Below are 13559 nucleotides of genomic sequence, written 5' to 3'. Positions count from 1 at the left end.
AAGTGATGAACAAAGCACGCCAAAACCCCCTCAACACCGCAGCAATGCATGCCGGGTTGATCCTGTACACGCTGATCGCGCTGTTCCCGGTCTTTGTGATCCTGATCAACAGCTTCAAAACCCGCCGGTCGATCTTTCGCGAACCGCTGGCCCTGCCCAACGCAGACAGTTTTTCGCTGATCGGCTATGAGACGGTGATGAAGCAGGGAGATTTCTTCCTCTACTTTCAGAACTCGATGATCGTCACCGTGGCGTCGTTGTTCTTTATCCTGCTGTTCGGTGCCATGGCGGCCTATGCGCTGTCCGAATACCAGTTCAAAGGCAACCTGCTGATGGGCCTGTATCTGGCACTGGGGATCATGATTCCGATCCGCATCGGCACTGTCGCAATCCTTGAGATGATGGTGGCGACCGGGTTGGTGAACTCACTTTGGGCGCTGATCCTGGTCTATACGGCACAGGGTTTGCCGCTGGCTGTGTTCATCCTGTCCGAATTCATGCGACAGGTCAGTGATGATCTTAAGAATGCCGGGCGCATTGATGGGCTGTCGGAATATACGATCTTCTTCCGCCTGGTGCTGCCACTGGTGCGGCCCGCCATGGCGACGGTGGCGGTGTTCAACATGATCCCGATCTGGAACGACCTTTGGTTCCCGCTGATCCTGGCCCCCGCCGAAGAGACCAAGACCCTGACGCTGGGCAGCCAGGTCTTTATCGGTCAATTTGTCACCGACTGGAACGCGGTCCTGTCAGCCTTGTCGATGGCAATCCTGCCGGTCCTGGTTCTCTATGTCATATTCTCACGCCAGCTGATCCGCGGCATCACGTCAGGGGCTGTCAAATGACACGTGTTCTGATCGCAGGTCTTGGCAATATGGGGTTCAGCCACGCGCTGGCCCATCACCATCACCCGGACGTGCAAATTGCTGGGCTGGTGAACCGATCCGGGCGCGTGGATGACCCCGATCTGGCGGATTATCCTGCCTATTCGGATTTCGAAACCGCGCTGGCCGAAACAAACCCGGATCTGGTCGTGATCGCCACCTATTCCGACAGCCATGCGGATTATGCCTGTGCGGCGATGGAAGCCGGGGCGCATGTCTTTGTAGAGAAACCGCTGGCCACCAATGTCGCTGATGCGCGGCGCGTGGTCGAAACCGCCATCCGACTGAACCGCAAGCTGGTTGTTGGCTACATCCTGCGCCACCACCCCTCGTGGGTGCGGCTGATTGCCGAGGCCCGCAACCTGGGTGGGCCTTATGTATTCCGCCTGAACCTGAACCAACAATCCAACGGTGCGGAATGGGAGACGCATAAAGCGTTGATGCAGACCACCTCGCCCATCGTGGATTGCGGCGTTCACTATGTCGATGTGATGTGCCAGATCACTGATGCCCGGCCCGTCCGTGTCCACGGAATGGGTCTGCGGCTGTCCGATGAGATCGCGCCCGACATGTACAATTACGGGCAGTTTCAGGTGGTTTTCAATGACGGCTCGGTCGGCTGGTATGAGGCCGGCTGGGGCCCGATGATGTCGGAAACCGCATTCTTCGTGAAAGATATAGTGTCGCCCAACGGTTCGGTCTCGATCACCGACGGGAACAAGGGCGCCTCGGCGGATATTGACGGCCACACAAAGGTTGGCGGTCTGCTAGTCCACACACCGCAAGGCGACCACACAATCGACATGCCCGGTGAACCCGGTCACCAGGAACTCTGCGATGCCGAACAGGGCTATATGCTGCGCGCCATCGCCGAAGACATAGACCTGACGCGTCATATGAATGACGCTGTCCAATCCCTTGCCATTTGCCTGGCCGCAGATGAAAGCATCCGCACTGGCCAGCCCGTTTCCTTTGAGGAGCAAGCGACATGACCGCCCTGACGCTGAACAAAATCAATAAATCCTTCGGCAATGTGCATGTCCTAAAAGACATCACGCTTGAGGTCGAAGACGGCGAGTTTGTCGTCTTTGTCGGCCCTTCTGGTTGCGGCAAGTCTACTTTGCTACGGGTGATTGCCGGGCTCGAGGATGCATCGTCCGGTGAGATCAACATTGGCGGGCAGCAGGTCAATCTGGTGCCGCCATCCAAGCGCGGCATTGCGATGGTATTCCAAAGCTATGCGCTCTATCCCCACCTCAGCGTTCGGGGCAATATGACCCTTGCACTGAAGCAGGAAAAGCAGCCCAAATCGGAAATCGAAGGCCGCGTGGCCAAAGCCAGCCGGATGCTGAACCTGGAACCCTATCTGGACCGCTTCCCGTCCGAACTGTCAGGCGGTCAGCGTCAGCGGGTTGCCATTGGCCGCGCCATCGTGCGCGAACCCAAACTGTTCCTGTTTGATGAGCCTCTGTCCAATCTGGATGCCGCGCTTCGCATGAATACGCGAATCGAGATCGCCAACCTGCACCGAGCACTGGACGCCTCGATGATCTATGTTACCCACGACCAGACCGAAGCCATGACCCTGGCCGACAAGATCGTTGTTCTGCGTGACGGCCGGGTAGAACAGATCGGCAGCCCGATGGAACTGTATAACAATCCCGCGAACCAGTTCGTAGCAGGGTTCCTCGGCTCTCCGTCAATGAATTTCTTGCCGCAGGGGTTGCTGAACGAAAGCGGTCAGAACACGATTGGCATCCGGCCCGAGGACCTGTTTGTTGCAGATGACGGACCACTCACCGCGCGTGTCAGCCATGTCGAAAAGTTGGGCGGAGACACAAATGTCATCGCGCAGATCAATGAACACGCCATAACCGCCCGGCTGTTTGGCCAGCATGCGATATCCGAAGGGCAGGAATTGCGTTTCGCCTATTCACCGGACAAGGCCTATCGGTTCACTGCGGACGGTCAGCGCCTTACCTGACCGCTTTTCCTGGCAAAAAACCAATAAAAACAAGATGTCATCAGCCCGTTTTGACGGACTGATCCAATCGGCGTATCCTAACGCATCCAAAGTTTATCTGTTTCCTGAGTATCCCGGCACCATTGTTAATGGTGCTGTTATTACCCTGTCACAAATGCCCCCTAAATCCGTTTCATCGACTTTTCACAGACAGCCAGGAGCAATCCATGAAAGACGTTGACCCTACCACACTTTCCGCCGACGATTGGGACGAGCTGCATTTCCCCCGCCCCGAAGAAAACGACTTTGACCGCGTTGTCGAAAGCGCAATTTCCCGCCGTGGATTTCTGGCGGGTGTCGTGGCCTTTGGCTCTGGCGCGGCTGCGATGGGTACTTGCCTACTTGGTTCGACCTCGGCGCAGGCACAGGCAGCATCCCGGTTCGCCTTCACCCCGATTCCCGCACAAACTGATGGCACCGTCCATGTGCCTGAAGGGTTTGAGTGGAAAATCTTGATGCGCTGGGGCGATCCGCTGTTTTCGGATGCCGATGGCTATGACATCGCCGAGGGAGGTCCGGTCGAGAGCTCGGACCGAATATTTGGCGAGAATACAGACGGGATGCATACATTCACGTTCCAGGGCCACCAGCTGATCGCGATCAATCACGAATATCCCAACGGCAAGATCAACCTGCCCGCTGCGCAGGAAGGTGTTCCGGCCAGTGCTGACGACGTGCGCAAACTGCAGAACCTGCAGGGTGTGACCGTGATGGAAATCACCGAAGGCCCCGAAGGTTGGTCCGTGGTCAAGGACAGCCCGTTCAACCGGCGCATCCACCACAACACTGAGATGAACATCGTCGGCCCCGCTGCCGGCCACGACCTGCTGAAGACCGAGGCCGACCCGACCGGCACAACCTCGCTGGGCACCATGAACAACTGTGGTGCAGGCAAGACGCCCTGGGGCACGTATCTGACCTGCGAAGAGAACTTTAACGGCTATTTCGGGTCCAGCGACGAAAACGCCAGCTACGATCAAAAGGTCGCGGACGGCTTCAAGCGCTATGGCGTCAAAGCCGAAAGCTGGAATGGCTACGAACTGTTCGATCCGCGGTTCGACACCTCCAAAAACCCAAACGAGCCGCACCGAGTGGGATGGATCGTTGAAATCGACCCGACCAAACCGGACAGCACCCCGGTCAAACACACCGGCCTTGGCCGTTTCAAGCATGAGAATGCCGAGGTGACTCTGGCCGCTGATGGCCGCGTGGTTGTCTATATGGGCGATGATGAGCGGGGCGAGTATCTGTACAAATTCGTCTCGAACGGCACCTATCAGCCCGGCGGCGAAACCCAGAATCTGTTGAACGACGGCACGCTTTATGTGGCGAAATTCGATGACGACATGACAGGCACCTGGCTGCCGCTGACGCCGGATGCAACCGGCATGGATGCGGCGGATATTGCGATCTTCACCCGATTGGCGGCATCCAAGGCGGGTGGCACGACCATGGATCGCCCTGAATGGGTGGCGTCCAGCCCGGTAGCGGTCGAAGCCTATTGCTGCCTAACCAACAACAAGAACCGCGGCGTGAAACCAAATGCCGGGGGAGACGACACGTCGACCAATGGCCCCAACCCGCGTGAGGCCAATAAATATGGCCAGATCGTTCGCTGGAAACCGGACAACGACGACCACGCAGCCGACGCGTTCGTTTGGGATCTCTATGTCATGGCGGGTAATCCGACAGTGCATTCTGACGCCCGCGCCGGATCGGCCAATGTGAACGAGGGCAACCTGTTCAACTCACCCGACGGAATGACCATTGACTCGACTGGTCTGGTCTGGATCCAGACCGACGGCAATGACGACAACGAAGAAGACTTTGCAGGCCACGGCAACAACCAGATGCTGGTCGGTGATCCGGTCACGGGCGAAATCGCCCGCTTCATGACCGGTCCAAACGGGTGTGAGGTCACGGGGCTGGCTTGGTCCAGCGATCTGCGCACCATGTTTGTCGGCATTCAGCATCCCGGCAGCGAATGGCCGGATGGAGGCACGCCGCGCTCATCGGTGATCACGATCAAGCGCACCGATAACGGGCTGGTCGGTTAAGCTGTTCCAGATTGTCCCCGGTCCTATGGATCGGGGACGTCTATTCCTCAGATATCCTTACCTGGCGGCTCCAACGGTCCGCCCGGAGCCATCAGGTGGCGCTCGGACAGCCAGGGGTTAAGCTCCAAGGCATGTGACAGTGCCACACGGGCTTCATCAATCCGATGCAAGCCAAGCAGCGTCAGGGCGCGCCCGCTGATCGCCGCGACATGGTTCGGAGACAGCTCGATCGCCTTGTCCAGATCCGGCAGTGCAGATGCGAAATCCTGGCTAAGATAATATGCAAAGGCGCGCTGATTGTACCCCTCGGCATAGTGCGGGCAGTATTCGATGAGCTTGTCAAACTCCTCGATGGCGCCCCGAAGGTCCCAGCCACTGCGGCGGGTCATGCCCCGGTCCAGAACGGCCTGCGCAACAGCGTCGGGCGCATCGGTCCAGAACTCCCATAATTGATTGGAAAATGTCTGGGCTTCGGCCTCGTTTCCAACATCCTGAATTTGCGCGATTACGGCCGAGATGCTTTCGGTATGATCCGGCGAGGACGGGCATACTTCAGACCAGGCGACACCCGGAGGGGCCACCAACACTAGCAGAGGGAACACAAAACGCTTCATACGCGTATGGTGACGCGCTTGCGCAATTCGTCAACCCACCCTGTCCAAAGCGCCTGAAACAACGGTTTCCTTAACTGCCTCCATCGCCACAAAGGTCGAGGTATTCGCCACATGCGGAAGCGAGGATATCTTCTCAGCCAAAACGGCGCGGTATTCCGACATTGAACCAGTGCGGATTTTCAGCAGATAGTCGAAATTCGACGCGATCATATGGGCTTGCTCGATTTCGGGCACCTTGCGGACTGCGGCGTTAAACTCGGCCAGTGCCTTCTCTCTTGTGTCGGTCAGGCGCACCTCGACAAAAGCCACATGGTCCAGCCCCAGTCGGATCGGGTCCAGTAAGGCGCGATACCCGGTGATCACCCCGCTAGCCTCAAGTCGCTTTAGACGCGCCTGGGTTGGGGATTTCGACAGCCCGATCCGCCGCGCTAGGTCGGCAACTGATATGCGCCCATCCTCTGAGAGAATCGCCAAGATCGCTCGATCAAACCGATCCAAATCCGGAAAGCTCATTTGCACGGCATTATCCCCTAAATACAGTCCATCCGACCAGATGAATTAAAAAATACGGCAATCGTCCTGAGAAATCGACATTATATTCAACAAAAGTCTGGAGGATTCATGTCACACAGCCTGAGCACCCATATCGACAGCCAAACCTACGCTGATCAAACCGCCGTTCTCGACAATCTTATCGATCATGCCGCGCTGTCTGAAACTGATCGAGCCCAAATCTGTGCGGCAGCCGCCCAGCTTGTGCGTGATATTCGATCCAGTACATCGCCGGGCATGATGGAGGTGTTTCTGGCCGAATATGGCCTGTCTACCGATGAGGGCGTGGCGCTGATGTGTCTGGCCGAAGCGCTGCTGCGCGTGCCGGATGCCGACACGATCGATGCTCTCATCGAAGACAAGATCGCGCCGTCCGACTGGGGCAAGCATCTTGGGCAATCCTCCTCGCCGCTGGTGAATGCCTCGACTTGGGCGCTGATGCTGACCGGTAAAGTCCTCGACGACGGCAAGCCCTCGCCTGTCAGTGCCCTGCGAGGTGCGATCAAAAGACTGGGTGAACCGGTTATCCGCACGGCCGTCGGGCGCGCAATGAAGGAAATGGGTCGTCAGTTCGTGCTGGGCGAGACCATCCAGTCGGCCATGGAACGTGCCAGCGGGACGGAGGCCAAGGGCTATACCTATTCCTACGATATGCTGGGTGAAGCCGCACGGACCGAGGCCGACGCGGCACGATATCATTTGTCTTATTCCCGTGCCATCACCGCCATTGCAGAGGCCTGCACCCATGATGACATTCGCGCCAATCCAGGCATCTCGGTAAAGCTGTCAGCACTGCACCCCCGGTATGAGTTGGCCCAGGAACAGCGAGTGATGGCCGAGCTTGTCCCGCGCCTGCGCGCTCTGTGCCTTTTGGCCAAAGCCGCTGGCATGGGCCTGAACATCGACGCCGAAGAGGCCGACCGCCTGTCGCTGTCCCTGCAGGTCATCGAAGCGGTGATGGCCGAGCCTGCACTCGCAGGATGGGACGGGTTCGGAATTGTGGTTCAGGCCTATGGTCCGCGTGCTGGAATCGCTCTGGACGCGCTCTATGGAATGGCCGAGCGCTATGACCGCAAACTGATGGTGCGGCTGGTCAAAGGCGCCTATTGGGATACCGAAATCAAGCGCGCTCAGGTTGAAGGCGTAGAGGGTTTTCCGGTGTTTACCAGCAAGGCCGTGACCGATGTCTCCTATATTGCTAATGCGCGAAAATTGCTGGGCATGACCGACAGGATCTATCCGCAGTTTGCCACCCATAACGCCCATACGGTCAGTACAATTCTGCAAATGGCAACTGATCAGCCTTTCGAATTTCAGCGGCTGCACGGGATGGGAGAAACCCTGCACCATCTGGTTAAGAACGCAAACAACACACGCTGCCGCATATATGCGCCTGTCGGGGCCCATCGTGACTTGCTGGCCTACCTGGTGCGGCGACTGCTTGAGAATGGTGCAAACTCTTCATTCGTGAACCAAATCGTGGATGATACTGTTCCCCCGGAGGAGGTTGCGGCCGATCCGTTTCTCACTCTCCTCGAGCCGGCGCGCGCCATTCCAACCGGACCCGAGCTGTTTCAACCCGAGCGGCCCAATTCGCAGGGGTTTGACCTGCGGCACATTCCCACTTTGGACCGGGTCAACGCCGCGCGGGACGCGTTTCGGACGCATCACTGGTGTGCGCGCCCGTTGTTGTCCGGCGATGCGCGGCCCGATGACGATCAGCCCATCGTCAACCCCGCACAGTCGCGGGATCGCCCCGGTGCCGTTGCCCCGGCCAGCGCACAAGATGTCGAGCTTGCTTTGACTGCAGCCACCCCCTGGCAGGTAGTGGCAGATCAACGCTCGCAGGTTCTGAATGCCGCCGCCGACCTTTACGAGACCCATTTCGGTGAACTTTTCGCCCTGCTGGCCCGTGAGGCTGGTAAGTCCCTGCCCGATGCAGTCGCCGAACTGCGCGAGGCGGTAGATTTCCTGCGCTATTATGCGGCGAATATACCCGACGCAGAACCAGCGGGTGTGTTCACCTGTATCAGCCCGTGGAACTTTCCGCTGGCCATTTTCACCGGTCAAATATCCGCCGCTTTGGCCACTGGGAATGCGGTATTGGCAAAGCCCGCACCGCAGACACCATTGATCGCGCATCGCGCCGTTGAATTGCTCCACGAGGCCGGAGTGCCACGCAGCGCGCTACAGTTGCTGCCGGGCGGTCCATCGGTGGGCGCAGCCCTGACCTCGGACCCGAGGGTGTCGGGAGTGGCCTTTACCGGCTCGACCGGGACCGCCCTGAAAATCCGTGCAGCCATGGCCGGAAACTTGCGACCGGGAACGCCTCTGATCGCGGAAACCGGTGGTCTGAATGCGATGATCGTGGACAGCACCGCCCTGCCCGAACAGGCGGTTCAGTCGATCATCGAAAGCGCATTCCAATCAGCGGGACAAAGGTGCTCGGCGTTGCGCTGTCTTTATGTCCAAGAAGACATTGCCGATGATCTTCTGACCATGCTGACAGGGGCCATGGACGCGCTGCTGGTTGGCGATCCCTGGTTGATTTCAACCGATTGCGGTCCCGTGATCGACGAAGATGCACGCCTTGGTATCGCTGATCACATCGCATTGGCACGGTCCGAAGGGCGTGTCCTGAAAGAGATGTCCGTCCCTGGCGACGGCACGTTCATCGCCCCAACCCTTATCGAAATCCCCGGCATTGCCGAGTTGGAGCGCGAGGTGTTTGGCCCCGTCCTGCATGTAGTACGGTTCAATTCCTCGGAGTTGGATCAGATCATCGCCGATATCAACGCCACAGGATACGGGCTGACCTTTGGCCTGCACACACGGATCGACGACCGCGTTCAACACATCACCGAAGCTGTTCATGCCGGAAACATCTACGTCAATCGCAACCAGATCGGCGCCATAGTTGGATCGCAACCCTTTGGCGGCGAGGGTCTGTCGGGGACCGGCCCAAAGGCGGGCGGGCCGAACTACCTGACCCGTTTCTGCGCCCCGGACCGGCAGGTCAGTCCCGAGCAATGGTCCACCGATATGACCGATCTACCATTGCCAGAAGGAAAATCTGCTGAGATCAAGGCGCGGTTGCTGCCCGGTCCGACGGGTGAATCGAACCGCCTGAGTGAATTCTCACGCGCACCGCTATTGTGTATGGGTCCCGGAGTTGAAGCCGCACAAGCGCAGGCCAACGCGGTCAAAGCACTGGGCGGGCGGGCTATCACTGCTATCGGCGCGTTAGACCTGCACCGGCTTGAAAACCTGACTGGCTTCTCAGGCGTATTGTGGTGGGGCGACGACGCAACCGGTCAGGAAATCGAGCGTCATCTGTCCCGGCGTGCAGGCCCGATCATCCCTCTGATCCCCGGCCAGCCAGATCGCACCCGCGTTCTGGGAGAACGACATGTCTGTGTCGACACCACTGCTGCGGGTGGGAATGCCGCATTGCTGGGGGGTGCGGCCTAAACAGGCCTTGACGCTGGGCAGCCAACCGCCCAGCGTCGCACCATGTTTCCAATTCGTGACCATAACCCTTCGGGACGCACACCGTATGTCATCTATCTGTTGATGGCTGCAAATATCCTGATTTTCCTCAGCTATGCGGGAAGCATGGAGAACCAGCGGCTGATCACCCAGCTGTATACCGACTATGCGGTGGTGCCCGCCCGGATTACGGACGGCTATACGCTTGAGACCCTCGTGACCTCGATGTTCCTGCATGGCGGCTGGATGCATCTGGCAGGAAACATGCTGTTCCTGTGGATCTTCGGCGACAACCTCGAAGACGAGATGGGCCACCTGCCCTTTCTGCTGTTCTATCTTGCCGCCGGTATCGGGGCCGGTCTGATCCACGTCGTCACAGCGCCACAATCTCTGGTCCCTACGATTGGTGCGTCTGGCGCAATAGCTGGCGTCATGGGTGGCTATTTGTTGATGTTCCCCAAAGCGCGCGTGGACATCCTGCTTGTTCTGGTGATCTATTTCCGTGTCTTCTCGATCCCGGCGTTTGTCATGCTAGGCGTGTGGCTGGGTATGCAGTTCATTGGAAGCCTGTCCAGCAACCCCGACGAGGGCGGCGTCGCCTATTGGGCCCATACCGGGGGCTTCCTTGTTGGTTTGCTCTTGTGCATACCCCTTTGGTTGCGGCGCGGCGCGAGTGACTATTGGAACCGCACCCATGGGCATCCGCCCCATCCAGAGCACAAATACAAGCTGTCACAATCCCGCATCCCCCGCATCCCGCGCCGGTAAGCGCCCACCGCTGAGCAAGGTAACCTCTTGCGCGGCGGCTTGTACCAATCGGCCCAATTCCGGCGCGCGTTCAGTGCTGAACCGGGCGGTAGGGCCAGATACGGAAATGCCCGCACAGGGTTCCCCCCGGTCGTTGAAGATGGCCGCACCGATGCATGACATCCCCTCGTATCGTTCCTCCCGATCATGCGACCACCCGCGGGCCCGGGTCTGGTTCAGATCGCTTTGCAGCCCATCGCCGTGCACCAGTGTTTGAGGCGTGAAGACCTTTGTGTCCAACGTGCCCAGCGCTTTGATCAATGCAGCCTCGTTCAACGCGGCCAAGATCGCCTTACCGGTGCCCGAGGCATACATCGGTGTCCGCGCGCCCGGAGGAAAAAAGGCCCGGATCGGATTGGCCGTTTCGACCTGCCCCACAAACACCACTTCGGCCCCGTCCGGAACGGCCAGATTCGCCGTTTCGCCGCTATCCTGCATCAGCCGGCGTAAAATGGGCCTTCCGATTTCGATAACACCATTACGGCGTAGAAAGGACGCTCCGGTGCGATAAGTCTCGATCCCGATCATCCATTCTTGACGCTCTTCATCAAAGGCGACGAAACCGTGCTTCTGCAGCGTCACCAGAATTCGGTGTGTTGTGGCCGTGGGCACATCAACTTCGCGCGCCAAATCGCTGAGTGCTGCGCGTTCCAGACTGGCTACTGTGGTCAAAACGCTAAGCGCCCGATCCAGCGATTGCATGGTCCCGGCCGAGCTTTCCTTGAACAGCGATTTTGGCCTGCCGCGTGGCCTTTTCTGCGTTTCCATCCCAGGCATTTCCTTTCAGCTGTCCAAAGTTTCTCGCGTCCGGATTTCTTGTACGTAAAAATGAAAAACGGAAAAGTATAATATATCAGTAGCTTAATATTTATCTTCAATAAATGAAAATATTTTTCAAGAAAATTGCGTAATGCAGCTTTTTCCCGGACACTTATCTCCAAAGCAGAGGAACAAGCCATGTCGAACCAAAACCCGGTTTTCATTCCCGGCCCGACCAACATACCTGATAGATTGCGCCTGGCCATGCAGGTCCAGACGCAGGATCATCGCGCGCCGGACTTTGTCCAGACATTTGCACCCGTACTGGAAGACACAAAGAAGGTCTTTGATACCGCTACGGCCCAGATCGTTACCTTTCCCGCCAGCGGCACAGGTGGATGGGAGGCTGCAATCACCAACACGCTCAGCCCCGGTGATAAGGTCCTGATTGCGCGCTATGGCGTTTTCAGCCACCGCTGGATTGATCTGTGTACACGTCACGGGCTTGACGTTCAGGTCATCGACTGCCCTTGGGGCAGCGGCGCCCCCGCCGACCAATTTCAGACGGTTCTGACTGGGGACAAAGCGCATGAAATTCGCGCCGTTCTGGTCACTCATAATGAGACGGCGACAGGGGTGCTTTCGGATATCGGGGCTGTAAGGCGGGCGATGGATGCCGCCAATCATCCGGCGCTTTTGATGGTGGACTGCGTCAGCTCTTTGGCCTCTGTACCGTTCGAGTTCGACCGCTGGGGCGTCGACATCGCGGTTTCGGGATCGCAGAAGGGATTCATGCTGGCCACTGGCATGGCCATCCTTTGCGTCAGCCAGAAAGCGCTGGACGCGATGGAAACCGCAGAGCTGCACCGGACCTTTTTCGATTTCCGGGATATGATGGCGGCCAATGCGACCGGAGGGTTTCCCTATACACCACCTCTGCAACTGATCTACGGGCTGCGTGAAAGCCTGAAGATGCTGTTTGAAGAAGGCTTACCGAATGTTTACGCCCGTCATCATCGGCTTGCCGAGGGCGTCCGACGCGCCGTCGATGCTTGGGGGCTGGAACTGGTTGCTCAATCGCCAGACCTTTACTCGGACACGGTCAGCGCAATCTACGTGCCCGAAGGGTTCGACAGCAACATTCTGACCGACCATGCCTTTAACACCTACGGGATGTCCTTTGGTGTTGGCTTGGGCCAGTTGCACGGCAAGGCGTTCCGTATTGGGCATCTGGGCAGTCTGACAGATGCGATGGTCCTGTCCGGACTCTGTACGATCGAGATGGCAATGGCCGATCTAAGCTATCCGATCACGTTGGGCTCTGGCGTCGCAGCAGCCCAGGAACACTTTCGCGCCACACCCGGCAACCGAACCGAGGCCGCGGCGTAAGGAGAATGACAATGTTGGATCACCCCTCTGCCGCGGATCTGACGATCGAGGACATGCGTGTCGCGCATGATCGGATCAAACCGCATATCCGCCGAACTACGGTCATGGCTTCGGACCACCTGAATGACCTGACCGGCGCGCAGCTGTTCTTCAAATGCGAAAATTTCCAAGAAGCCGGGGCCTTTAAGGTGCGTGGGGCCTGCAACGCTGTATTCGGCCTTGCAGACCATTTGATGCCCAAGGGTGTCTGCACGCATTCCAGCGGCAACCACGCCTTGTCTTTGTCTTATGCGGCCGGTCGCCGCGGCATTCCGTGCAACGTGGTCATGCCGCGCACAGCACCGCAGGCCAAGAAGGATGCAGTTCGCCGATATGGCGGAACAATCACCGAATGTGACCCTTCGACAAGCTCGCGCGAAGCAACATTTGCCGAGGTTCAGGCCCGAACCGGTGGCGAATTTGTTCACCCCTATAACGACCCGCGTGTGATTACCGGTCAGGCCACCTGCTCCGCCGAACTGCTGGAACAGACTGGTGGTATGGACGCCGTTATCGCGCCCATCGGCGGTGGCGGCATGATTTCAGGCACCTGTCTGACGGTTTCGAACCTTGCGCCCGAGACCGCAATTTATGCAGCGGAACCGGAACAGGCGGATGACGCTTACCGGTCCTTCAAGGCCGGTCATATCATCGCAGATGACGCCCCCAAGACAGTCGCGGATGGGCTGCTGGTGCCCCTGAAAGAAAACACCTGGCATTTCGTATCCAACCACGTGACCGATATTTTTACCGCCTCGGAAGAGGAAATCATCGAAGCGATGAAACTGACCTGGAAGCACCTGCGCGTGGTGATGGAGCCGTCTTCGGCGGTTCCTCTGGCAACCATTTTGAAGAACCCAGAGGTTTTCCGAGGCAAGCGCATTGGCGTCATCGTGACCGGTGGCAATGTAGACCTGGACAAACTGCCCTGGCTGAAAGGGTAAGG

General features: G+C 58.2%; 11 protein-coding genes. 8 read left to right on the top strand and 3 right to left on the bottom strand.

The annotated features are described in order from the left end of the window. Nucleotides 1–5: 5 nt before the first annotated feature. From FN806_RS10080 to FN806_RS10065, 4 genes are all read left to right on the top strand, one after another. Nucleotides 6–845 carry a carbohydrate ABC transporter permease gene (locus FN806_RS10080; protein WP_142636672.1) on the top strand — a complete coding sequence of 280 codons (840 nt, stop codon included), beginning with the start codon at nucleotides 6–8 and terminating at the stop codon, nucleotides 843–845. After that, nucleotides 842–1876 (top strand): Gfo/Idh/MocA family protein, encoded by a 1035-nt coding sequence (locus tag FN806_RS10075; protein WP_142636670.1) that lies wholly within the window; start codon nucleotides 842–844, stop codon nucleotides 1874–1876. The genes FN806_RS10080 and FN806_RS10075 overlap by 4 nt, the downstream gene beginning before the upstream one ends. Then, nucleotides 1873–2868, top strand: a complete 996-nt coding sequence (locus FN806_RS10070; RefSeq protein ID WP_142636668.1) for an ABC transporter ATP-binding protein — start codon at nucleotides 1873–1875, stop codon at nucleotides 2866–2868. Before FN806_RS10075 ends, FN806_RS10070 begins: the two co-directional genes overlap by 4 nt. 206 nt (nucleotides 2869–3074) lie before the next feature. Then, nucleotides 3075–4964, top strand: a complete 1890-nt coding sequence (locus tag FN806_RS10065; RefSeq protein WP_142636666.1) for a PhoX family protein — start codon at nucleotides 3075–3077, stop codon at nucleotides 4962–4964. A 47-nt stretch (nucleotides 4965–5011) separates the two neighbouring features. Here the strand turns inward: FN806_RS10065 and FN806_RS10060 are convergent, their stop codons facing one another. Both FN806_RS10060 and FN806_RS10055 read right to left on the bottom strand, forming a co-directional pair. After that, a complete protein-coding gene (locus tag FN806_RS10060) occupies nucleotides 5012–5578 on the bottom strand; it encodes a tetratricopeptide repeat protein (protein WP_142636664.1) in 567 nt (188 codons plus the stop codon). A 30-nt stretch (nucleotides 5579–5608) separates the two neighbouring features. After that, a complete protein-coding gene (locus FN806_RS10055; protein ID WP_142636662.1) occupies nucleotides 5609–6091 on the bottom strand; it encodes an Lrp/AsnC family transcriptional regulator in 483 nt (160 codons plus the stop codon). Between the two features lie 108 nt (nucleotides 6092–6199). Between FN806_RS10055 and putA the strand changes: the two genes are divergently transcribed. Then, the gene (gene putA / locus FN806_RS10050) at nucleotides 6200–9601 is read left to right on the top strand and encodes a bifunctional proline dehydrogenase/L-glutamate gamma-semialdehyde dehydrogenase PutA (RefSeq protein WP_142636660.1); all 3402 of its coding nucleotides are present in this window, start codon (nucleotides 6200–6202) and stop codon (nucleotides 9599–9601) included. A 42-nt stretch (nucleotides 9602–9643) separates the two neighbouring features. Then, entirely contained in the window at nucleotides 9644–10387 is a 744-nt protein-coding gene (locus FN806_RS10045; protein ID WP_142636658.1) for a rhomboid family intramembrane serine protease, read from the top strand. Here the strand turns inward: FN806_RS10045 and FN806_RS10040 are convergent. Further along, on the bottom strand, nucleotides 10352–11194 hold the full coding sequence (locus tag FN806_RS10040) for an IclR family transcriptional regulator (RefSeq protein WP_142636656.1): 843 nt from the start codon (nucleotides 11192–11194) through the stop codon (nucleotides 10352–10354). The genes FN806_RS10045 and FN806_RS10040 overlap by 36 nt on opposite strands. 189 nt (nucleotides 11195–11383) lie before the next feature. Here FN806_RS10040 and bhcA point away from each other — a divergent pair, with 189 nt between their 5' ends. Both bhcA and bhcB read left to right on the top strand, forming a co-directional pair. Further along, complete coding sequence (bhcA, locus tag FN806_RS10035) at nucleotides 11384–12574, top strand: L-aspartate--glyoxylate aminotransferase BhcA (RefSeq protein ID WP_142636654.1); 1191 nt, start codon at nucleotides 11384–11386, stop codon at nucleotides 12572–12574. Between the two features lie 11 nt (nucleotides 12575–12585). Beyond that, on the top strand, nucleotides 12586–13557 hold the full coding sequence (gene bhcB, locus FN806_RS10030) for a beta-hydroxyaspartate dehydratase BhcB (RefSeq protein WP_142636652.1): 972 nt from the start codon (nucleotides 12586–12588) through the stop codon (nucleotides 13555–13557). The last annotated feature ends 2 nt before the right edge of the window (nucleotides 13558–13559 follow it).

This window comes from Ruegeria faecimaris, assembly GCF_900182615.1.
GTDB lineage: Bacteria > Pseudomonadota > Alphaproteobacteria > Rhodobacterales > Rhodobacteraceae > Ruegeria > Ruegeria faecimaris.
Note: the sequence above shows the minus strand (reverse complement) of the source record. Positions and strands in the feature narration are given on the sequence as shown.